General features: G+C 51.4%; 20 protein-coding genes. 3 read left to right on the forward strand and 17 right to left on the reverse strand.

Going from position 1 to position 23,043, the window contains the following annotated elements; translation table 11 throughout:
- Nucleotides 1–41: 41 nt before the first annotated feature.
- From LCH85_07760 to LCH85_07785, 6 genes are all read right to left on the reverse strand, one after another.
- Entirely contained in the window at nucleotides 42–1,643 is a 1,602-nt protein-coding gene (locus LCH85_07760; protein ID MCA0351879.1) for an ATP-binding cassette domain-containing protein, read from the reverse strand.
- Nucleotides 1,644–1,661: 18 nt separating this feature from the next.
- Nucleotides 1,662–1,913 (reverse strand): hypothetical protein, encoded by a 252-nt coding sequence (locus LCH85_07765; GenBank protein ID MCA0351880.1) that lies wholly within the window; start codon nucleotides 1,911–1,913, stop codon nucleotides 1,662–1,664.
- Nucleotides 1,914–2,181: 268 nt separating this feature from the next.
- Nucleotides 2,182–3,276 (reverse strand): alpha-hydroxy-acid oxidizing protein, encoded by a 1,095-nt coding sequence (locus tag LCH85_07770; protein MCA0351881.1) that lies wholly within the window; start codon nucleotides 3,274–3,276, stop codon nucleotides 2,182–2,184.
- 90 nt (nucleotides 3,277–3,366) lie between these two features.
- Entirely contained in the window at nucleotides 3,367–4,443 is a 1,077-nt protein-coding gene (locus LCH85_07775; GenBank protein ID MCA0351882.1) for a hypothetical protein, read from the reverse strand.
- Nucleotides 4,444–4,509: 66 nt separating this feature from the next.
- Nucleotides 4,510–5,424 (reverse strand): multidrug resistance efflux transporter family protein, encoded by a 915-nt coding sequence (locus LCH85_07780; protein ID MCA0351883.1) that lies wholly within the window; start codon nucleotides 5,422–5,424, stop codon nucleotides 4,510–4,512.
- An 87-nt stretch (nucleotides 5,425–5,511) separates the two neighbouring features.
- The gene (locus LCH85_07785) at nucleotides 5,512–8,433 is read right to left on the reverse strand and encodes a hypothetical protein (GenBank protein MCA0351884.1); all 2,922 of its coding nucleotides are present in this window, start codon (nucleotides 8,431–8,433) and stop codon (nucleotides 5,512–5,514) included.
- Nucleotides 8,434–8,663: 230 nt separating this feature from the next.
- Here LCH85_07785 and LCH85_07790 point away from each other — a divergent pair, with 230 nt between their 5' ends.
- Both LCH85_07790 and LCH85_07795 read left to right on the forward strand, forming a co-directional pair.
- Nucleotides 8,664–9,035 carry a VOC family protein gene (locus LCH85_07790; GenBank protein MCA0351885.1) on the forward strand — a complete coding sequence of 124 codons (372 nt, stop codon included), beginning with the start codon at nucleotides 8,664–8,666 and terminating at the stop codon, nucleotides 9,033–9,035.
- Nucleotides 9,036–9,341: 306 nt separating this feature from the next.
- A complete protein-coding gene (locus LCH85_07795; GenBank protein ID MCA0351886.1) occupies nucleotides 9,342–11,849 on the forward strand; it encodes a mannose-1-phosphate guanyltransferase in 2,508 nt (835 codons plus the stop codon).
- Nucleotides 11,850–11,999: 150 nt separating this feature from the next.
- On the opposite strand, the gene mscL is transcribed toward LCH85_07795, so the two are convergent.
- Nucleotides 12,000–12,383: a large conductance mechanosensitive channel protein MscL gene (gene mscL / locus LCH85_07800; protein MCA0351887.1), complete on the reverse strand. Its 384-nt coding sequence runs from the start codon at nucleotides 12,381–12,383 to the stop codon at nucleotides 12,000–12,002.
- Nucleotides 12,384–12,604: 221 nt separating this feature from the next.
- On the opposite strand from mscL, the gene LCH85_07805 reads away from it, so the two are divergent.
- Complete coding sequence (locus LCH85_07805; protein MCA0351888.1) at nucleotides 12,605–12,964, forward strand: hypothetical protein; 360 nt, start codon at nucleotides 12,605–12,607, stop codon at nucleotides 12,962–12,964.
- Here LCH85_07805 and LCH85_07810 read toward each other — a convergent pair whose 3' ends face one another.
- From LCH85_07810 to LCH85_07855, 10 genes are all read right to left on the reverse strand, one after another.
- The gene (locus tag LCH85_07810; GenBank protein MCA0351889.1) at nucleotides 12,965–14,020 is read right to left on the reverse strand and encodes a [LysW]-lysine hydrolase; all 1,056 of its coding nucleotides are present in this window, start codon (nucleotides 14,018–14,020) and stop codon (nucleotides 12,965–12,967) included.
- Nucleotides 14,017–15,198 carry an aspartate aminotransferase family protein gene (locus LCH85_07815; GenBank protein ID MCA0351890.1) on the reverse strand — a complete coding sequence of 394 codons (1,182 nt, stop codon included), beginning with the start codon at nucleotides 15,196–15,198 and terminating at the stop codon, nucleotides 14,017–14,019. The genes LCH85_07810 and LCH85_07815 overlap by 4 nt, the downstream gene beginning before the upstream one ends.
- Nucleotides 15,199–15,224: 26 nt before the next feature.
- Nucleotides 15,225–16,028, reverse strand: a complete 804-nt coding sequence (locus tag LCH85_07820; protein ID MCA0351891.1) for a [LysW]-aminoadipate kinase — start codon at nucleotides 16,026–16,028, stop codon at nucleotides 15,225–15,227.
- 276 nt (nucleotides 16,029–16,304) lie between these two features.
- The gene (gene argC / locus LCH85_07825; GenBank protein ID MCA0351892.1) at nucleotides 16,305–17,339 is read right to left on the reverse strand and encodes an N-acetyl-gamma-glutamyl-phosphate reductase; all 1,035 of its coding nucleotides are present in this window, start codon (nucleotides 17,337–17,339) and stop codon (nucleotides 16,305–16,307) included.
- Nucleotides 17,340–17,368: 29 nt separating this feature from the next.
- Nucleotides 17,369–18,232, reverse strand: coding sequence for a lysine biosynthesis protein LysX (gene lysX, locus LCH85_07830; protein ID MCA0351893.1), 864 nt, complete (start codon nucleotides 18,230–18,232; stop codon nucleotides 17,369–17,371).
- 13 nt (nucleotides 18,233–18,245) lie between these two features.
- The gene (gene lysW / locus LCH85_07835) at nucleotides 18,246–18,413 is read right to left on the reverse strand and encodes a lysine biosynthesis protein LysW (GenBank protein MCA0351894.1); all 168 of its coding nucleotides are present in this window, start codon (nucleotides 18,411–18,413) and stop codon (nucleotides 18,246–18,248) included.
- 335 nt (nucleotides 18,414–18,748) lie between these two features.
- Nucleotides 18,749–19,744 carry an isocitrate/isopropylmalate dehydrogenase family protein gene (locus tag LCH85_07840; GenBank protein MCA0351895.1) on the reverse strand — a complete coding sequence of 332 codons (996 nt, stop codon included), beginning with the start codon at nucleotides 19,742–19,744 and terminating at the stop codon, nucleotides 18,749–18,751.
- Nucleotides 19,745–19,746: 2 nt separating this feature from the next.
- On the reverse strand, nucleotides 19,747–20,244 hold the full coding sequence (locus LCH85_07845) for a homoaconitate hydratase (GenBank protein MCA0351896.1): 498 nt from the start codon (nucleotides 20,242–20,244) through the stop codon (nucleotides 19,747–19,749).
- A 28-nt stretch (nucleotides 20,245–20,272) separates the two neighbouring features.
- Nucleotides 20,273–21,538, reverse strand: coding sequence for a 3-isopropylmalate dehydratase large subunit (locus LCH85_07850; GenBank protein MCA0351897.1), 1,266 nt, complete (start codon nucleotides 21,536–21,538; stop codon nucleotides 20,273–20,275).
- A gap of 96 nt (nucleotides 21,539–21,634) precedes the next feature.
- Nucleotides 21,635–22,768 (reverse strand): homocitrate synthase, encoded by a 1,134-nt coding sequence (locus tag LCH85_07855; GenBank protein ID MCA0351898.1) that lies wholly within the window; start codon nucleotides 22,766–22,768, stop codon nucleotides 21,635–21,637.
- Nucleotides 22,769–23,043 lie beyond the last annotated feature (275 nt).

The following is a 23,043-nucleotide window of genomic DNA, read 5'->3' on the forward strand; positions in this document are numbered from 1 at the left end:
ACATAAAACCCTCTGTTTATTGATTGCAGAGGGTTTTTTAATTATTGTGATGTGCCAGCCAGCACATCAGCCACGCTCAGCCAGCCAAATTTGGGGAATAGCTTGCCAACTTGGGTTGAAAACAGCAGTGAATCGCCCAAAACTACTTGGGGCGTGCCTTCGACCACCACCTCGCCTTCGCCCAACAGTACTACTCGTTGAGCGCACAACGCCACAAATTCCACATCGTGGGTTACCACGATGATGCCATGGTGCTCGCTGGCTAAGCTTTGTAGAAAATTGGCTAGTTGCTGTTTGGCAGCGTAATCCAAGCCACGGGTTGGTTCATCGAGCAAGAGAATTTGCGGGCGAGCCACCACAATCGCGGCGAAGGCAGCTCGTTGAGCCTCGCCACCCGAAAGATCACGCGGATGACGCTCACGCAGATGCAGCAAATTCAAGCGTTGCAAGGTCTGTTCAATCTGCACTGGATCAGCCGCTTGACCATGGTTGGTAAGCGTCCATGCTAATTCTTGCTCCAAACTGGGGTGAAACAGAATATCACTGGGGTTTTGCGGCACAAAGCCAATCTGCTGGGCCAATTGCTCAACTGGGCGATTGGCGATCGGTTGTTGTTGTAGTAGCACTCGCCCACGAATTGGTTGTTGTAAGCCCACCAAATGGCGCAATAAGGTGGTTTTGCCGGAGCCGTTACGCCCCATAATTGCCACAATTTCGCCAGCATGCAAACGCACATTTACGCCTTGCAACGCTGGTTGATCGGCATAACTGGCATCTAACGCTTCGGAGCGCAAGAGTTCTGGGCCAACTGTGGCAACAGTCGTTGTTTGGGCTTGAGGCGTAATTGGCTGCTGACGGGCGGCAGCACGACCTTGTTTGATCGTCAGCGGCAAGGGTTGCCAATTGAAATGGCGGGCAACTTCGACCAATGGCGGGGCAAATGGCATCTGGGCCAAAACGACTTGTGGCGCATCGGCTAAGCCAATTTTGCCCGCATGCATCCAAACAATTCGATCGACATATTGCACCACGCGCTCTAAACGATGCTCCGAGAGCACAATCGTCAAGCCCAAATCGGCGTTGAGCTTTTGCAGGGCAGTCAGTACTTCTTCAGCGGTGTGGGGGTCGAGTTGCGAGGTTGGTTCATCGAGCACCAGAATTTGCGGCTGAACAGTTAATGCAGCGGCAATCGCCACCCGCTGACGTTCGCCGCCAGAGAGGCTGGATAAGGAACGATGGCGTAAATGGGCAATCTCAAGCTGATCGAGCGCTTCTTCAATTCGGCGGCGCATAATCGCTTGCGGCAAACCAGCGTTTTCCATGGCAAAAGCTAGTTCATCCTCGACAATCTCGACCACAAACTGGGCATCGGGGTCTTGAAACACAAAACCGACCAATTCAGCCAAGTCTCGCGGCGAGTTGCGGCGGGTATCACGGCCACAAACTTTTAATTGGCCTTGCCATGTGCCACCATGAAAATGCGGAATTAACCCATTGATCGCGCGAAGCAGGCTTGATTTGCCGCTGCCTGAAGCGCCACAAACCAATACAAACTCGCCTTCGGCAATCTGCAAGGTACAGCGATCGAGTGCTGGCGCACTGGCTTGGGGATAGTAATAGCAAACCTGTTGAAAATCAATCACGCCACGCTCAATTCAGGCTCAATCTTTATCACGATAGCGATCAACCACGGTCGGCGTTTCGCGGCCACTCAGCACATTGACAATATCATAATCGCGCTGCCGGTTGGCGATATCATCGTTATAGCGCTTGACCTTACGATCAAATTCATCGTGCTCCCAATTGCGCTGGGTCTCGTTATCCCAACGGCGGCGCAAGTAGATTGGCCCAATTATCAAGACCAAGCCACCAACGATCATCGTTAGGGTCAAGCCAATCACAAAACCATTCATGAGTACGACCTCCTAGTAATCATGAATTATACCATTTTGATCGAGGGGTCAGGGGCTAGGGGTCAGGGGCTAGGGATCAGGGGTCAGGTTTTGATCCACGAAGGGCACGAAGAGCACAAAGGGCTGTTTTTAGCCACGGATTAACCCAGATTTTGGATGTTGATTATATTTTGTGTGCTTTGTTCTTCGATTTCCTTAATTCTTGGCCTCTTCGTGGACTCCTCAGTTTCAAACTGGCCCCTGAATCCTAGCCCCTGACCCCTCTATTTTAAAAAACCATGCCGCTTGGTCGTACTAAGCTGCGATCGATGCTGGCTAGATTGGGGCGGCCACATAGCGCCATCGAGCGTTGTAATTCGCGCTGCATGGTCGTTAGCACATCGGCAACCCCAGCACTACCCGCCACTGCCAAGCCCCATAAGACTGGTCGCCCAAGCATAATTGCCTGTGCTCCTAAAGCCAAGGCTTTAAGCGCATCGCTGCCACGGCGAATCCCGCCATCGATATAAATTTCGCACGGGCTTTGCGCCAATGCCGCGACAACCTCGGGCAAGGCTTCAAGCGTGGTAACCGTACCATCAATTTGGCGGCCACCATGATTTGACACCACGATCGCTGCCGCGCCTGCCTCAGCAGCCAACAGCGCATCCTCAGCGGTCAAAATACCCTTGACGATGATGGGCAAGCTAGTCACCGAGCGCAACCAAGCGATCGATTCCCAAGTCAAGCCAGCATCAAACATATCGGCTTTGGGGTCGGGCAAGGCATTCGGGCCAGCACGGCGATAATTTTGGGCGGCAGGCACATCGCGAAAATTGGCCATACTCAGATGGGCGGGTACACCAAAACCACTGCGCAACTCACGTTCACGCCGCCCAAGCCACGGACGATCAATCGTTAACATCAAGGCTTGATAGCCAGCAACTTCGGCGCGAGCAATCAAACGCTCCGACACACTGCGATCACGATAGACATACAATTGAAACCAGAGCGGGCATTCGGCGGCAGCCGCAACTTCTTCCAACGAGCGGGTGGCGAGGGTGCTTACGGTGAAAATTGAGCCAGCTTGAGCCACGCCTCGCGCAGTTTCACATTCGCCCTCAGCATGGGCCAAGCCATGGTAGGCCGATGGTGCAACCAAAATTGGCGAATTAAGCGGCTTGCCCAGCAAAGTTGTGGCGGTTGAGACTTCACGCACATCAACCAAAAATCGTGGTCGCAAACGTACCTGCTCAAATGAAAGCAGATTCGCCCGCAAAGTCACTTCATCCTCGCAGCCACCTGCATAATAATCGCAGGTTGGGCCATCCAACAGCGTCATTGCCTGTTGCTCATACTCGTGGAGATTAATCGGCTTGCTCATTGCAGCGATCCTTTCGCAGCCTGAAATAATCCGGTGGCTCTAGTGTAGCAGATGCTCAAGCCAAATTCAGTAGTACAAATGAGCAAACGCTTAACGCTTGGATTGAATCACAAATCCAATTGGAATTGAAAAGATGATTAAAACTAGCAGTGCAACGATAAAGTTCTCAAATCGAACAACCCCAATATCTTGATTAAGCGTTGGTTTACGGCTTGCGATAATTGAGATCGAATGATTTTCAATGTCATCACCGTGCTTAATCACATAATTATCAGTATAGGAAAATTGATAATCATCATCACAATCAGGGTATCTAGGCATCGAATCGATGTGTGGTAGATGTTTGTGGTAATATTGATGAATCCCAGCTTCAAATGTATAACTATCTCTCTCACTATACATCGGATATAATGTATTATCGATATCTTGAGCGATGATTGAATTTGGTAGCATAATCGTGCCATTCATCATTGATTGTTGATTATTTCTTCCATTGAAAGAATAGCAATACATTGGATTATTATTGAAGTATTTATAATAATTGGTATTAAAGATTACTGCTACCATAATAATATTTATAACTACAGCTATCTTCATCGCTCGATGTTGATATAATTCTAGAGCAAAAAAACCAATATAAATCTTTTTGTACAGTATTAAAAGGGCGATTGTTGCTAATACAATCACTAGCGGGCCAAATTTAATATCGGTGCCTGCTCCGCTTGTATCGAGACTGTAATACCCAAATGCATTAATGTCTGCTTGATAAACTAATTCTAATGGCTGACTATCGGTTTGATCGCCTGAAACAACCTCAAGGGTAAAGGTATAACGCAATGGCTCATCAGGCAGTTGACATTGAAGAGAATTCAGTAAGCGAATATTAAAAAAACTTTCTAGTTGATCCAAATGAAAATAATTATGTTGTTGGCTAAGATCAACGACAAATATCTTGGAAGGATCACTTGTTAAGATAAAACGTAATTGAACTGGTTGAATTGAGGCTGGTTCAATCGCTAAAATCTGATCGATCATTACCAAGTGTTGGCCAGTAGTCAATTGGGTCGTTGGGGTACTTATAATTGGGAAAAAACATGGGATTGGCTCTGGTGCGTCGCAACCAACCAACAGCAGCAACATTCCAATCAATAATAAACGCCGTAGCATAGCCTCGCTCCTTCTAAAATTGTCGTTAGAAGGAGCATAGCAAGCCTAAATGGATATTAAATGGCGTTAGTGGCTGATCCAACTGTGCAAAATCATGCCTAAAATAATCACGCCAAGGCCTGCCAAGGTCAATGCTGTTGGCGCAGGGCTATGCAAAATCACAATCTCGCCAACCAAGGCAAAGACGACTTCGCCTGCTTGGGTTGCCTCAACTGCCGCCAATTGGCCTTGATGGTGCTGAGCTAAATCAGTAGCTTTGAAAAAGAGCACGGTGGCGATTACGCCTGCCAATAGTGCAACCAATAACGATTGGAAGATTTGGCTTGTGCTCGGCCAACCAACTGTGGTTGCCGCCACGCCCGCTAAAATCAGCCAAAACGGCAGGCTGGCAATTGTCATGCCTAGCACACGTTCAAAGGTTGCCAAGCGCTGCCCACATAGTTGCATCATGGCGCGATTGCCCAACGGATAGGCAAACGCGGCGATTACAACTGGCACAAAGCCCAAAAGCACTTCGCGCCAGCCAATCGCCGCCGCATGTTGCAATTGAATTACCGCCACACCCAATAAAATCAGGCCCGAAATCGCTAAACTGCGCCAATGCCAAGCAGGTTGGTTGGGTGCAGCTTTGGCTTGCAACAACGGCGCAACCAAGGCTCCAGCAATAATTGTGATCTGCCAAGTGCTGGCAACCAACCACGCTGGGGCATATTTGGCGGCAAAACAGAGCGGCGCGTAAAACAACCCAAAGCCAATCGTGCTCCACCACAGCCATTGCCAAGGCTGTTGCCGCAACTCTTGCAGCACCAAACCAAGCTTGCCGCGCCATGCCACAATCGCCACCAACGGAACCAGCATAAACAAATAGCGTAGGCTGGCACTCCACAGCCAATGACCACCCGCCAACTCCATCAAACGATTGAGCACAAAGGTCGAAGCAAAAAAGAGCGAGGCCAACAAGCCTAACAACAGTGCACGCATAACCTTGATCCTACATTAACTGTGTTGAGAATTGGCCAAGTATAGCATGCAGGGCCGAGGCCTCGCTCCGATTGATTGAAAAGCGATTTAATCTAACACATGTTTTTGCAAGGCCTGAAGCTCACTCGACGGATCAAGGCCTTGCTCTTCGAGTAAAGCCTCACGATAGCGATCATAAATTGCCAAGGCTTCGGTTCGGCGACCTTGATTAATTTCCAAGTTCATTGCCAAAACCACTGCCCGTTCATTCAAAACATCAAGTTTCATCGCCTGCTCAAAGGCTTTTTGGGCTTGGTCGAAACGTTGTACGTCATACCATTGATTGCCAATTGAGATCCAAATTTCGGCTCCACGTCGCGCCAAAACTTTGCGTTCATGCTCAATCCATGGGGCATTGCTGCCGACTAAAAATCCTTGGCTGGCATACTCAGCGGCAACTTGCAAGCGCTCCAAGGTCGCTTCAGAACCAAGCAACGAGGTCTGTTTAATCACCACAATATCGGCATCGATCTCCGAGTGCGGGAAGCGCAAACGATACAGCGAACCATCATACACAACACAATCGGGCAATTCTTTGCGCGTCCGTTGCAGCATTTTGCGCCAACCATCATTGCTACTATCAAAGCCCCAAATTTTTTCGCGTAATTCATCGGCAGTCATGCCAGTTGGGTTCAACAACAACAACGCGATTAACAACATACCTTGGCGCGGAATGCGTACCTGTTTGCCATCCATTTCAAGCCGCATTTGGCCCATCAAACGCACAATCAATTTTGGTGCTTGAGGCATTGGCGGCAGGTTATGGCGCAGCACCCGCGCCGCAAATGGCGAATTCCATTGGGTATAAGCTTGGTTGACCAATTCAGGTAAGTGCACGGTGAGCGCCGATAACAGCACTGGCAAGCCACTGCGGCCATCAACAATTAATTGATCAAGTGCCTGCCAAGCTTGCTGAGCCTCGCCAACCTCATGGCGTTGCCAAAAAGCTTCGCTTAACAACAGATATAGCAAGCCTTTGGCTAATGATCCTTGGTTGTCCAACCCAGCCAATGCCCGTTGCAGCAGCGGAATCGTGCCATCAATTTTGAGCGTTAAGTTAGCAGCACTCCGCGCCACCGCTAACCAAGCCTGATCGAGTGGGTTTTGAGCGGTGGTGGTGTCGATTTCAATTAATAGGCGTTGCAGTTGCTCAAGTGAACTATGGCGGGTGGCCTGCGATTCCAAGGCCAAGGCATAGATAATAATGTGATAATCGACGACATTGCTGGCCCGTAACTGCTCACGCGCCAAGCGATAGCGCCCAATTGCACTCGTCCAATCGCGATCAGCCAAGGCCACATCACCAAGCGTCACCAAGGCACCATTCGCTGCCCGAATATCCGAAATTCTGGCGTTATCGTATGCTTGTTGGGCGTAGCGGGCGGCATCGCTCATTTGGCCTTGGTGCAGTGCCACCAGCGCCCGCAAATTCAAGGTTTGCGATAACCCCGATGGCGATGCCATTTCTTCCCAGAGCGAGGTTGCTTGGCGCAAAAGCCGATCAGCCAAGGAATAACGTCCGGCTCGCGCTGCCGCATTGGCATAATCGCCCAAAATCAGGCCAAGCAAGCGATTAACCCCTGAATGCTCCATATGTTTGTGGGCACGCTCAAAGTGGGCAATCGCTGCATCATCTTGACCCAAGGAAGCCAAATAAATCGCATGCGTCCGTAGAATTCGCGCTTGATCGGCTGGCGATAGATCAGGGTCGTTCAAGTAGGGCTGAATCAAGCTATCAGCCTCGCCAATTGCCCCTTGTGCCCGCAGCAGATCAGCTTTAAGCAACAGAAACATTCGTTGTTGATCAGACTGTTGATGAATCCCTAGCAGTTGATTGACTAAAAGTAAAGCCTTTTCAGCGTTGCGCAAACCAAGGTGATAACTACGCACCAACAACCAGCCAACTTTGGGCGCAAGCTGCTGTATCGGAACATCATTGAGGGCTTTGACCAGCTCACCAAAAAACCGCTCATTGTTAATTAAATCAAGCTGTTGAGTCAAACAATGATTGATCACATCCCAGCGTTGCAAGCGTTGCATCTTTTGCACAAATTGGAGCAGGCGTTGCTCAGTCAGATACCAATCGCCAGCTTGGGCAAAAAATTCGGTCAAATAGGCCGCCTGAGGATGCGAACGCTTGCGCAAACCAACTTCAGGCAAGCGTTGTAAGCGCAGGTTTGCTTCAACAATCAAGCCTGCATATTCCCAACTCATTAACAAACGATGCAAATCGTGCTTTGGCAAGAGTGTTTGGAGCAATTCAAGCGAATCAGGGGCGATCCATAGCCAAGCTTCCAAGCTATGCTGCAAAGGCTCAGGCAAACTTGTCATCACATCTTGCATGACCCATTCGAGCGCTGATTGATTGAGCACGCCCGATCGATTGAGCGCAAAAATACAGGGCGCGACCCAACCGTCAGTCAAATCGATCAGCTGATCAGCTTGGGCTTGGCTGAGATTCAGTTGGCGTTGTTGAGCCAAGGCGATTAATTCAGCACTGTTGAAAGCTAGCTCCTGCATACCAACCACTACCAAATGTCGTCGAATAATCCATTGTTGAATCATTGGCAGGTTGGGGATGTGTAGCGAGGTGGCAACGATATGCAGCGCTGGATTTTTTAATAATTCTACGAGCCAAGCGTGCTCAGGCAAAAATGTGCCCCAAGCATCCAAAATCCGATCCAAATCGTCGATCAAAATCCAGGTTGGTTGGCGCAAACTCAAAAGCTGCTCGTGTGGATGTTCGTTGGCCAACCCAAGTTGTTGGCAAATTGCCTGGAGCAGCAACGATGGATCATTGGCTGGCTCAAGCCGAATTAAGGCAGACGGGGCGTTGATGGAATGCTTAAGTGCCTCTAACACTGTGGATTTGCCGCTGCTCGGCAACCCAATGATTAAGACTACCCGTGGCTCATGTTGGGTCAAAGTGAGTAAACGTGGGCGTTCAACATAGGTCGGATAAAAACTCATAGCAGTTTCCTCAAGATGCTTGGTACGATGCTACCCCACCAACTATTAAGCAGTACAGCGCAATCGTGCTCAACTGTTGAGAGGCTAGGTTGTTCCAATTCGTTACCTATGTTCAATAGGATATACCGAGCTATAGAGCACATCTATGCACGTCCTAGGCTATTTCTAGATCGATTTCTTGTATATCCACTGTATCATAGCAAAAGAATCATGAATGTAGTGGAGCTGTTATGCAACTTGTCACACTCGACCACATCCAATTGGCAATGCCCGCAGGCCAAGAGGCCCAAGCACGCTGGTTTTACAGCACGATTCTTGGCCTCGACGAAGTTGCCAAGCCTGTTCAATTGCAAGCTCGTGGCGGCTGTTGGTTTCGCAGCGCCACAATCGAACTCCACCTTGGGGTTGAGGCCGATTTTCGGCCTGCTCGCAAAGCGCATCCGGCCTTTCGCGTCGCCGATCTTGCACAAGCGCGAGCTGAATTAAGCAGTGCAGGCATTGCGATTGTTGAAGATGACAGCCTGCCCCATGTGCGCCGTTTTTACGCTGCCGATCCCTTTGGCAATCGGATTGAGTTTGTCCAAGTTGGCGATGTCTATTAAATTTCGTAGGCCAATCGCTGCAATACTTAATTAATACCGCCAATTGCTTAACTTAGATGCTAGGGATTCCTATTTATTTTGTATTTTGGGCGGCAACTACTGGCACAACTTATGCACACGAGGAGATCGCCGATCAAATTATGTTGATTGGCAAGCTACTACACCAAACATCCGCTCAACCATGCCCTGAAAGCACCCAAATAGGCCGGTATCTTCTGGTATACTGAACAACGGCGCGGCCCTCGAATGCCCGTGCTGGCCACCGCGCTGAGTGCTGCATTGTTGACACTGCGAGGGTTGCAGACCATGAAAGCAGTTTTAATGGCTGGGGGTGAAGGCTCTCGGCTCCGACCACTCACCATCAGTCGGCCCAAACCAATGGTTCCCTTGGTCGATCGACCAGTCATGGGCCATATTATTGAACTTCTGAAACGCCACGGCATCACCGATATTATTATTACGGTGCAATATCTCGCCAATATTATTCAAGATTTTTATGGCGATGGCTCGGCGTTTGATGTCGATATTTCGTATTCGGTTGAAGAAGTGCCACTCGGCACCGCTGGCGCGGTTAAATATGCCTCACGCTTAATCGATGATGATACTGAACCCGTGATCGTAATTTCTGGCGATGCGCTGACCGATTTTGATTTAACCGCCTTGATCGAAGCCCATAAACGCTCGAATGCCAAAGCCACAATTACCCTTACCCGCGTTCCCAACCCGCTTGAATATGGCGTGGTGATTACCGACGATACGGGCCGAATTCGCCAGTTCCTCGAAAAACCCAGTTGGGGCGAGGTTTTTTCCGATACCGTCAATACTGGAATTTATGTGATCGATCCCTGTGTGCTTGATGATATTCCACTGGGCGAGCCGTTTGATTTCTCCAAAGATTTATTTCCAGCATTGTTGCGGCGCGGCGAACTGCTCCATGGCTATATTGCCGAGGGCTATTGGACAGATGTTGGCAACATCGAAGCCTATATGCGAGCCTGCTCGGATTATTTGATGGGTATGGTTAATTTGCCGCGCTTAGGCCATGATCGCGGCGATAATGTTTGGATTGAAGGCGAGGTTGAAATTGCCCCCGATGCCCAAATTCATGGGCCAGTCTTTTTTGGTCATGGGGTCAAGATCAAAGGTGGGGCGATGGTATTTGGCCCATCGGTCATCCGCGATTATACAATTATCGATTCGCGTGCCACCATCGATCGTTCAATTATGTGGCGCAACTCGTATGTTGGCGAACGTGCTGAATTACGTGGGGCGATTGTTTGCAAGCAGTGCAATATTAAAAGTCGCTCGTTGCTGTTCGAGGGCGTAGTGGTCGCCGATAGTACGATCATCAACGCTGGGGCGGTGATTCAGCCCAACGTTAAAATTTGGCCTTCGAAAGAAGTTGAAGAGGGTGCGACTGTTAGTGCCTCGATTATTTGGGGGGCGCAAGGGCGGCGGGTGCTGTTTGGGCGCTACGGCATTACAGGCTTGGTCAATATCGACCTTACGCCAGAATTTTGTGCCAAACTTGGGGCAGCCTATGGTGCGATTTTGCCTAAAAATACCACCGTTACCATGAATCGCGATGCCCACTACACCCCACGCATGCTCAAACGTGGCTTGATTGCGGGCATTCCATCGGCGGGGATTAATGTGTTGGATTTGCATTCAGTGCCAATTCCCACTGCCCGCTATTTGACCTATGCGCTGAATGCTGCTGGTGGCATGCATGTGCGGCTTTCGCCGTTCGATAATCGGGTGGTGGATATTAAATTCTTCGATCATCGCGGGCTTGATCTAGGTAGCGACATGGAGCGCAAGATCGAGAATACCTACTTTCGCGAAGATTATCGCCGCGTCTATCTCGATGAAATTGGCCGAATCACTGAAAACAGCGATTACAATTCGGTCTATATCGATAAATTTATGGAATCGCTTGACCCCCATATTTTGCCCGAGCTAGAAGACCCTTGGAGCATCGTGATCGATTATGCGTCGTCGAATGCGGCGCAAATTTTGGGTATTTTGCTACGGCGCTTGAATGTTGATTTAGTTGAACTCAATGCCCAAATCGATGAAGATCGTTTGTTTCAAACTGCCGATCAATTTAATGCTGGTATGCAACGGCTCACAGCAATTGTACCCGTGATGAATGCTGATATTGGGGTGCGGCTCGATTCGGGCGGCGAACGAATTTACGTTGTCGATGATACTGGCCATCGATTAACTGATATTGAATTATTGGCGGCGGTCACTGCCTTGACCATGGAAGCCAACAAAGGTGGCACCGTGGCCGTGCCAGTCACTGCGCCGCGCTTGTTCGATAAATTGGCTGAGCGCTATGGCGGGCGCATCCAGCGTACCAAAACCGCCTTGGGGGCACTGATGCAACAAGCCGCCAAATGCAACGATTTATGTGTCTTGGGCGATGGAGCTGGCAGCCTGATTTTTCCATCGTTCTTTCCAGTTGCCGATGGCCTATTTGCAATTGTTAAATTGATGGAATTACTGGCCCGCGCCAAAATTCCCCTCTCGGAGATTCGGCGTTCATTGCCACGCTCAGCCATGGCTAACCACAAAGTGCCATGTCGCTGGGAATCCAAGGGCAAAGTTATGCGGATTCTCAATGAACAATATGCTGAACGTGCTCAAGACAACATCGACGGGATCAAGATTGATCTTGGGCCAGAGTGGGTGCTGATTCTGCCCGACCCTGACGGCCCCTTCATCCATGTGATTGCCGAGGGAGTCAATGACGATCAAGCCCGCGTGCTCACTGAAAAATATGCAGGTTTAGTGATGGGGTTGCAATAGCGCTGAGCGGTGGGGTTTATGCAATAAGGCCAAGCTCCTGAGTTATTTGGTATCTGCTCGGCATCTGAACAATCAATCAGCAAAAGCAAACAGCCGCTCTATGAATGGAGCGGCTGTTCGTTAATTAATGGCTCTGAGTTGGGCTTGAACTTACTTTTGCAAGCTATCGCGAATTTCGCGTAGCAACAACACTTCTTCGCTTGGTGGTGGGGCGGCTGGTGCTTCGACTTCTTGCTTGCGGCGGGTCGAGTTGATTCCTTTGACAAATAAGAAAAGCACAAACGCAATAATCAGGAACTCAATAATGGTTTTGATCAGCACCCCAATCATAATTGGTGTAGCCCCAATCGAAAATTGCCATGTTGCAATATTAACATCTTTGAGAATGAGGCTAAGGATGATGCTGATAATCGGCATAATCACAACATCAACCAAGGCTGTGACAATTTTGCCAAAGGCGGCCCCAATAATCACCCCAATTGCCAAATCGAGAACATTGCCTTTGAAGGCAAATTCCTTGAACTCCTTAAACATCGCGTATCCTCCGGTACTATGCCACTATAGGCCATCGAACAAACAAGCGTAGTCTAAAAGCTGCGCTTTACGGTGAAATTAACGATTATTTAAGCCAAATGCAGGTGGTTACGATGCGGCTTGCTGGGTGCAGAAGCCGAAGTGAGGTGCTGCCAACAGTGGTTTGGGCTTGGCCTATGGTAGCATGGGCACTAGCAAAAGACAATTAGCCGAGGAATGCTATGCAATCACCAATTTCGTTTACCCAATTAACCCTAGCTGCTACCAATATTGAGCAAATGGCAGCCTTTTATAATTCAGTGCTGTTTACTAATTTTCGCAAGATTAAGCATGGCGAGCACACGCTGTATGAAGGTTTTTTGGTCAATATACCCTTATTGCTCTGCCCGAATGCGATTGCTGGAGTCGTCGCTGAGCAAAGCCGCTTGCAATTCCATGTTTGTGTGCCCGATTTAGCGCGAGCGCTCGAAAAAGTGGTGCAGCATGGCGGTATGATCGTCACGCCACCAAGCGCAGGCGGCATCAAAGCGGCAATCGTGGCCGATCCCGATGGCAATAGCCTTGAGTTAATTCAAGAATAATTAATCGTTGCTCAAAACTGCTGTCAATACCGCGATCGCTTGTAAATATTCGGCCAAGGACAAACGCTCTTGGGGCGTATGATCAAGTGCTGCATCGCCTGGGCCATAAGCGACGACTGGGCAACCCCAGGCTGGCCCAACCACATTCATGTCGGCGGTGCCAGTTTTTTGAACATAGCGCGGTTGCTGTCCATTGGCGCGAAAAACTCGCCCAAAGCGCCGCGCAATGCTCGATGTCCGTTCGCTGCTAAAAGCGGGAGTTGCGCCGCTTACCTTTAAATGCGCATAGTTGGGCAGCAGTTGTTGCAGCATCGCGGTATAGGCCGCCGGATCAAGATCTAAAGGCAGACGGGCATTGACCAGTAATTCGCACCAATCGCGTAAGCCATCGCCGCCCGATTCAATGTTTACCAAGCTTGGCAACAGTTGATCGAAGGCGCGTTCGCGGCCTTGATTGATGGTATAGGCATGCTGGGCGATCGCTTGCCACAATTCACAGCCATGTTCGGCGGCGGTATGGCTGGCGTGGGCCGAATGCGCCGCATCTTGCTCGATGCGAATTTGTGCCCGTAAGTTGCCTTTATAGCCCAACGTTAGCCGATCAGCGCCGCTTGGCTCGCCCACGATGCACCAAAGTGGCGCAGCCATGGTTTGGGCGATAAAATGCGCACCTTTGGATGAAGCAACTTCTTCTTCGACACAACCCACCACAATCACCCGATAGGCTAGGCGTTTTTCGGTATGAGCGCGGGCGGCGGCAGCGATAAACGTGGCTAACGAGCCTTTGGCATCGACAGCACCGCGCCCCCATAACTCACCATCACGCACTTCGACTGGAATATTGCCTGGCACGGTATCCATGTGGCCAAGCAACACGACGGTTTCAGCAGCAGCGCCAATCACGCCAACCGCATTGCCAACCGCATCAATATGGGCATCGAAGCCAAATTGATTCATCTGCTCAACCAATAATTGGGCGATTGCGGCCTCATCGCCCGAAACACTGGGTGTTGCCACCATTGCCTCAATTAATTGTACGGCCTGTTGATCGTTCATGCGCTTGGCTCCTCGAAGATGCTGCGTAAGGTTGCCACTAAGCGTTCTAATTCAGCCCAATTAATCACTAACGGCGGGAGCAAGCGCAACACATTGCTGCCCGAATTGAGCGCAATAATCTGATGCTGGTTCATCAATTTTTGCAGATAGGGCGCAACTTTTTCCTTGAGTTCAATGCCCACCATCAAGCCTAACCCGCGCACTTCACGAATTTTGGGCGAGTTGATTGAACGCAATTGAGCGAGCAGCCAATCGCCTTTTTCGGCAGTTTGATCGACCAATTGTTCTTCACGAATCACTCGTAGCGAAGCCCGTGCCGCTGCGCAAGCCAAAGGGTTGCCGCCAAAGGTCGAGCCATGCGTGCCAGTTGCCAATGCTCCAACTCGCTGGTTGATCACCACTGCGCCCATTGGCATGCCGCCGCCCAAGGCCTTGGCCAAACAAACCAAATCTGGTTCTAAGCCATCGTGCTCAAAGGCAAACATGCGTCCCGTGCGGCCAAAGCCAGTTTGCACTTCATCAAGAATCAACAAGGCTCCGCGTTCGCGGCAAATTGTTTGGGCTGCCTGCAAAAATTCGGCGGTTGCTGGGCGAATGCCGCCCTCGCCTTGGATAATTTCAACAATCAACGCAGCAGTTTGCTCGTTGATCGCGCTTTGCAAACGCTCGATATTATTGTAGGGAATATGGCTGAAATCGGGCACAAGCGGCATAAATGGCTCGCGGTAGTGGCTCTCCCAGGTGGCGCTCAAGGATCCAAAAGTGCGGCCATGAAAGCCACGCATGGTTGCCACGATCGCGGTACGGCCTGTAGCCATCCGCGCAAATTTCAAGGCGGCTTCAACCGCTTCCGTGCCACTGTTGCACAAAAAGACCCGTTGAAATTCAGCTGGAAATAATTGCACCAACTCGGCTTGCAATAAGGCCCGTTGATCATTATGAAAGGCTTCGGGGCAAACCGTCAGGGTTGCGGCCTGCTCAGTGATTGCCTGCACAACCGTTGGGTGACAATGGCCGATGTTTGCAACCCCAATGCCTGAACCACAATCAAGATAGGCTTGGCCTTGATCGTCGTAGAGGGTTGCGCCACTGCCTCTCACCAAAGTAATCGGACGCTTGGCGTAGACTCCAGCGCTATGAGCAGCTTCTAAATCTGCAAATGCTTGTTGTTCAGTCATGGTTTGGTTCCTAGCAAATCAGCCGCTTATTCGATGATCGTTCCATGGCCCGCAAGGGCATCGCTAATTGGTTGGTCACGGCGGCCATCGCCAATGATGACGCGGCGCACACCACCTTCGAGCGCAGTTTGCGCCCCTAGCAATTTTTTCTTCATGCGGCCTTGCGCTAGTTTTTCGGTCGCTTGGGCTAATTCGGTGCGTGGTAAGCGACCAATCAAACTGCTTTCGTCGGGAAAGTTGCGATACAAGCCGCTGACATTGGTCAATAGCAAGAGTGTTTCGGCTTCTAGAGCTACAGCTACACTGGCCGCACCGCGATCCCCATCAATATTTAATGGTTCGCCCACGTTGCTTACCGCCAATGGAGCAATGACTGGTAGATAGCCTGCGCTCAGCAAGGTTTGCAACAAACCCTGATTAACCTGATCGATGCTGCCAGTCCAATCATCGCGAATCACTCGCACCCGACCGTTTTCAACCGCCCGAACATTGGTTTTGCGCGTACCTTGCAATAAGCCGCCGTCGATGCCCGATAAGCCTAAGGCGTTGACTCCCAAACCGCGCAAACGCTCAACAAATTGGCGATTAAGCAAGGCTGTCGCCATCATAAAAATTTCGAGCGTGCGCCGATCGGTTTGGCGGCTGGTGTGGCCTGATGGCGAGGTAATGAAGCGCGGCGGATGTCCAAGTTGCTCGCCAAGCGTGTTCGCTCCATCCGAGCCACCATGAAACAGCACAATTGGTTGGCCTTGGGCGGCAAGTCGGGCAATATCAGCGCAGAGATTGCTATAATCAATCCCCGCTGCCCCGCCAATTTTTATTACAAGCATGTGTATGATCCTTATTTGATCCACGAAGCACACGAAGAATAGGAACCGCGAAGAATATGAAGAGCGCCAAGGCTGAAACCACAAAGAACGCGAAGGGCGCTAAGAACTTCAAGCTCAATGTGTATAGCATATCCTTTCATCCCTCATCATTCATATTTTTGAATCTCTGCGCCTCTGCGTTAAACAATTGATCCACAAAAAGCACAAAGGTTGTGTAGTTTGTGGCCTGACCCCCAACCCCTAGCCCCTGACCCCTATGCTCTATGTTCTATGTTCTTAAACTGGGTGCAAGCCTGTAAACTCCAGCCCCAAGCGTTCATCGAAGCCATACATCAAATTTAAGCATTGGATGGCGGCTCCGGCTGCGCCCTTCATCAAGTTATCGAGGGCACACAGCGCCACTACGCGGCCAGTCGCTTCATCGAGTGCCCAACCAATATCGGCGTAATTGCTGCCTGCCAAGATTTTTGGCTCTGGATGGCGGTGCAAGCCACTACGATCATGGACAATGCGCAGAAACGGTTGTTCAGCAGCGGCAGCGCGATAGGCTCGCCACAGATCACGTTCGTTGACCGAGCCTTGAGTAAACACATGGCAGGTTGCCAAAGCGCCACGCACCATTTCCACCGATGTGATCGAAATATGCACATTTTCAAGGCCATGGGCTTGCATAATTTCGGCGGTGTGGCGATGACCAACTGGGGCAAACGAGCGCACCACGCCTGAGCGTTCGGCATGATGGCTGCCATCGTTGGCAACCGCGCCCGCCTCAGACGAACCAACCTTGACTTCAGCCACTACCGGCTTGGTTTGATCGATCAAGCCTGCCTTGACCAACGGCAACAAGGCCAAGTTAATCGCTGTTGCATTGCAGCCTACGCCGCTAACATAGCGAGTTGAACGAATTTGCTCACGATACAATTCAGGTAAACCATAAACAAAACGCTCCAGCCATTGCGGGGCAGGGTGGGGTTCGCCATACCAACGGCTATAGGCTTCGGGGTCGCGCAAACGAAAATCAGCTGAACAATCGATTAATGCTTGACCAAGGCCAGCGTAATGCTCGATCTTTTTGGCGGCTGAGCCATGCGGCAAGGCCAAAATCAACACATCACAAGGCTCCAACGTGCTTTGCGGGCTATACCGCAAATCGGTGCGACCACGCAAATTGGGGTGGGTGCTGTAGACATATTGGCCTGCTAAGCGTTCGCTGGTGACCTGACGCACCTCGACGTGGGGATGCCCCAACAATAAACGCAGCAATTCACCACCGACATAGCCCGAGCCACCAACTATCGAAACTGAAAGCATAACAACCTCAAATGGCTACAGCCCGCCGCCTATTGCGCTTGAGCTAGCACATAATCAACAATTCGTTCGGGAATATTCACGCCAGTTGTGCTGATGCTGTTGCGAAATTCCATGGTGTAATTGACTTCGTTGACCAAATAACGACCTTCGGCAGTTTCAAAGACATCGATTGCAACCACGCCGCCACCAACTGCATTGGCCGCGCCAATACAAATATCGGCTAAGGCTGGCGTGATTGGGCAGTTTGAGGCTTGGCCGCCGCGTGCAGTATTGGTGATCCAGTGGCCGCTGGTGCGATAAATCGCCGCAATACACTCATCGCCAACCACAAACGCCCGAATATCGCGACCACCTGGCTTGTTGACATATTCTTGGATATAGAAAATGGCATGCTGATAATTGCCCAAGGTGTCGCGATGTTCAAGTACCGCCTCGGCAGCTTCGCGATCGTTGATCTTCGAGACCAAGCGCCCCCACGAGCCGATTACTGGCTTCAACACTACCGGATAGCCCAAACTTTCGATCGCTTCGAGCGCTGAATCTTGGGTATAGGCCAGTAAACACCGTGGTGATGGCACGCCGTTGCGCAATAGGGCTTGGGTAGTCAAAAATTTATCGCCACAGGTTAATGCCACATCATAATTATTGACCGTTGGAATGCCAGCATCGTTCAAGGTTTTGAGCGTGTACAACGCTCGGCCATGGTGCAACGAACGCTCAATAATTACATCAGGAAATTGTTCGCGTACTTGGCGATTGGCTTGCAACGCGTTCAAATCAAACCATGTCTGATCATCGTCGATTCGCTCAAATTGGACATTGCGCCGCTCAAACTCAGTGATCAGCAGCTTTTCTTCAACCCGAATTCGGGAACATAACATACCTACACGCATTGACATAACTCCCTTACTCGCCCCAGTCTTCTTCGACTTCGGGTGCTAATTCCAACACAACTGGGTTCAGGCTGACAACTTCGAGTTCTGCGCCGCAATCAGGGCATGGCACAATCTCGCCATCCAAAATATCGGCTGCCAACGCGATCGTTCCTTCACATTCTGGGCATTGTGCGCTCATTGTTTGTAATCCTTTATTAGTTAGGGGTCGGGGGCTAGGGGCTGGGGATCGGTATCCCGTCCTGTGCCAACCACCTGTTGCCAAACCCACTAATTCTTAACAAACCTTACCTTCGTGATCTTCGCGTCCTTCGCGGTTTCAAGGGTAGGGGTCGGGGGCTAGGGGCTGGGGATCGGTATCCCGTGCAGTGCCACCTGCCTATGTTCAACCCGTTACATTCCGATAGCCAAAAGCCTTATAGCCTTACTCTCTGCGCCTCTGCGTTAAAACTTCCTGACCCCTGATCTCTGACCCCTGAACCCTCGCCCCTTCGTGTCCTTCGTGCTCTTCGTGGATCAAAATTGGTCAATTACTGCTTGCACCACCTCAGCCGTTGTTGCCGTTCCACCAAGATCGGGCGTGTATGGCCCATTGGCTAATACCGCCTGAATTGCGGTTTGCAAGCGTTCGGCGTAGCTGTTCAAGCCCACAAATTCGAGCATCAACACGCTAGCGCTCAAGGTTGCCAACGGATTGGCGATGCCTTGGCCAGCAATGTCGGGAGCACTGCCATGCACAGGCTCGAATACCGCCGTGCGAGTGCCATAGTTGGCCGATGCTGCCAAACCAAGCCCGCCACCCCACACGCTGGCGACATCCGAGAGAATATCGCCAAACAAATTGGTGGTGACTAACACTTCAAAACGTTCCGGAGCACGGGCCAATTGATAAGCAGCGTTATCGACCAACATTTCTTCAACCTGCAAATCAGGCGCGTCAGCTAGCACGCGCAGCGCGGTTTCGCGGAACAAACCACAAGTTTCGCGCAGCACATTGGCTTTGTGTACTACGGTGATTTTGCGGCGGCCAGTGCGTTGGGCATATTGCACCGCCCATTGCACAATCCGCTCGCTGGCTTGGCGGGTGATAATTCGTTGCGCCGTGGCGCGTTCATCGCCCTCGCGGGTTTCTTGGCCGCTATACAAACCCTCGGTATTTTCGCGCACCACTACCAAATTGACTCCAGCACGGGCATTCGCCAGTGGTGGCGTTTGAACTGGCCGCACACAGGCATACAAATCAAGGGCTTTGCGCATGCCAACAATTGGGCTGCGATAGCCAGCGACCCGCTGTGATGGCGAGCTAACTGCACCAAACAAGGTGGCGTTGGCCGCTTGAACCGCTGCTAAAGTTTGTTCGGGCAAGGCGTTGCCAGTTTGTTGAAAGGTTTCCCAACCAGCTTCGGCTTCGACAAACTCGGCAGGAACCGCCAAGGCTTCGAGCACTTGCCGCGCTGCTTGCACGACTTCGCGGCCAATCCCATCGCCAGCAATCAAACACAACCTCGTCATGTTTAGGCTCCTGTCGCGGGGAAGCGACCATGGCGACGGTAAAATGGCACGATTCCGCCTTCAGCCCAGACTTCGCGCATCCAGCCTTCGGGTGGTGGCAGTTGAATTTGGTTAGCATTGTTGGTGATCAGGCCAGCAGCCAAATCAAATTCAACAACATCACCATCGGCAACTTGCTCACGAATGTCGGCGGTGAAACAGGGAATGCCCAAATTCAAGGCGTTGCGGAAGAAAATGCGGGCAAATAGCGGAGCGATAATCGCGCCAACTCCGCAGCGCTTCAAGGCCAAGGGCGCATACTCGCGGCTTGAGCCACAGCCAAAGTTTGGCCCAGCAATAATTAAATCGCCTGGCTGAACATTGGGAGCAAAATCAGGCCGCGCTTCGATAAAGGCATAGCGTCGCACATCATCATTTGCGCCGAGCATGTAGGGAGCATAACGGCCTGGAACCATCTGGTCGGTGTTGACATCATTTCCAAAAACCCAAATCCGTGGCATAGTGCTGACTCCTGTGCAATTGCAAAAATTAGGCGAAAACTGCTTGCTCAGTGCTGTCGAGCACATTGCGCGGGTGGGTGATGTAGCCAGTTATGGCGGTGGCGGCGGCAACTTCAGGCGAGGCCAAGTAGATATTGGCTCCTGGGCTGCCCATTCGTCCGCGGAAGTTGCGATTGCCAGTGAAAACGCAGACTTCATCGGGAGCCAACACGCCCATATGGCGACCAATGCATGCGCCACAGCCAGGCGTGCCGATGGTTGCCCCAGCAGCCAACAACGTCGCCAATGTGCCATCACTGGCGGCGCGATGTAAACTATCGCTCGAAGCAGGCACGACAATCATGCGCACATTGGGAGCCAAACGTCGCCCTTTGAGGATGCTAGCGGCAGCGGCCATATCTTCGTAGTGGCCGTTGGTGCAGGTGCCAAGATACACCACATCAACCGCGACCCGTCCGACATCAGCCAAATCGACTACATTATCGACATAATGTGGCAGGCTAACCTGGGGTTCGAGCGTGCTCAAATCGCATTCGACAACGCGGCTGTAGCTGGCATCAGCCTCAACCCGCAACCATTCTGGCACGGGATGCTCAGCGCCCAAGCCAGTTGGGGCAACGATTCCGGCCTTGGCTCCAACTTCAATCGATAAGGTTGCTAAGGTCATACGTTCGCGCCACGAAAGAAAATCAACCCCGTGCCACTCGACACTTTGGTAGGTTGCACCATCGGCGCGGAGCGTGCGAGCCGCCCATAAACCAAAATCCTTGACGCTCACGCCTGGTTGAAAATTGCCAACCGCATTGACCCGCACGGTCTCAGGCACGCGAAACCAAGTTTGGCCTGTCGCGAGGGCAAGGGCAATGTCGGTCGTGCCCATGCCTGAGCCAAAGGCTGCGGCTGCACCATAACCAGTGCTATGCGAATCGCTGCCCACCACCAACATGCCAGGTTGCACCAGCCCTTCTTCAATCAAGACCGGGTGCGAGATGCCGCGACCAACATCAAACAAATGGCTGATGCCTTGTTGGGCGACCCAACGCCGCACTTGTTGTTGCTGTTCGGCTTGGCGCACGGTCGCGGCTGGGGCAACGTGGTCGATCACCACTGCAACTTTGTCGCGATCCCACACGCGTTCAGCGCCCAATTCGTTGTGCAAGGTTTCGATAATGCTGGGCGAGAGGCTATCGTGCATCATCACCAAATCGACGTTGACCACTACCATATCGCCTGCTTGCACGTCGCTGCGACCGGAAGCATGCCCCAAAATTTGCTCGGCAAATGTCTGACCCATTGCGGAAACTCCCAAAAATAGCTGAAAAATGGCACATCAAGGTATAGCAAGCTAGGGCATTGAAATAGCAATTTCAATTGCCAGCTTGAAAAATCGTTAGGCTGCTTGGAGGGTGCTTGAGCGCAGGAGCGCATCCACCTCGTCGAGCGTCAACGGCTGATCATCGGCAGCAGCTTTGAGTTGAGCTGCAATGGCGATAATCGTGGTGTCGCTCAGATCCAAACCTAGGGCGTTGGCGCGGCTTTGCAAGGCATGGCGACCAGTTAGGCGATGCCCAATCAGCACATTGCGTTCGCGCCCAAAAGCATTGGGATCGATCGCTTCGTAGGTGCTGGGATTGGCCAAAACAGCCTTGGTATGCAGGCCAGCCTTGTGAGCAAAGGCGGTTTCGCTGGTGATACAGGCATTGAACGGCACTTGAATGCCCAACATTGCCGCAACTGTGTGATCAAGTTGGGCCAACATTGGCAAGGCATAGCCTGCAACACTTTCAGGTTCGGAGAGGTAGAGGCGAGCAATTAAGCCGCTGAGCGCGGCGATGCCGTTGCGTTCGCCAATTCCAAGAATGGTTGTATCGATGTGGGTTGCGCCTGCTTCGAGCGCTGCATAGGCATTGGCAATTGCACAGCCGCCATCGTTGTGGCCATGAAATTCAATGTCGCAGCGAACTGCATTGCGGACTGCACCAACCACACGTTCAACATCGCGTGGCGTGGCAATGCCCACGGTGTCGGCGATGCCAACCCGCTGCACGCCAAGCAAATCGACAGCTTGGTAGACGCGCAACAAATCGGGCAGTGGGGTGCGGAATGAATCTTCGCAGGAGAACCGAACTTCGATCTGACGTTCTTGGAGGAAACGCACAACTGGGCCAACTTCTGCCAAAATCGCTTCAATTGAGCGACCATGGCTCCATTGGCGCAGATAGGGTGATGTGCCAAAGAGGATATTTACGCCAGCCACGCCACATTCAGCAGCGAGCCGCACGTCATCAAGGTTACAACGGGTGTGGGTCAGCAGCTTGGTGTTGCCGAGCGGCAAGGCTGCGATGCTGCGCAAATCTGCCGCACTTTGCGGCGAGGCGCAGGGAGAGGTCATTTCGATGTATTCAACGCCAAATTGAACTAGCAAATTGGCGATGGCGAGGCGATCTTCACTGCTGAAATGAGCATTGGCCCATTGTTCGCCTTCGCGTAATGTCGTATCAACAATTGCAAAATGCCGTGTCATGAAAGCACAATCCTTCCGCAAGAACATCCGGTGAACAATTCAGGGCGAACAGCCGCAGGGCGGTGGATATGGCTGATGCGTTTAAGTTGCTTGAGTATGGCCATGGAAAAATCCTTTCAAACCGACGTTGGATACAAAAAAACTCGCCGTTTGGTGCGGCGAGCCTTGGTGTTTATTGAGCGCGTGAAGTGTTGTTTAGACGCGACGCAATAACCCAGACTCGCTGCCTGGCTTCTTTGCGCTACGTTTTTTCGAGTTCAGGTACAATTGTTGAC

Source organism: Chloroflexota bacterium (assembly GCA_020161265.1).
Taxonomy (GTDB): Bacteria; Chloroflexota; Chloroflexia; order Chloroflexales; family Herpetosiphonaceae; genus Herpetosiphon.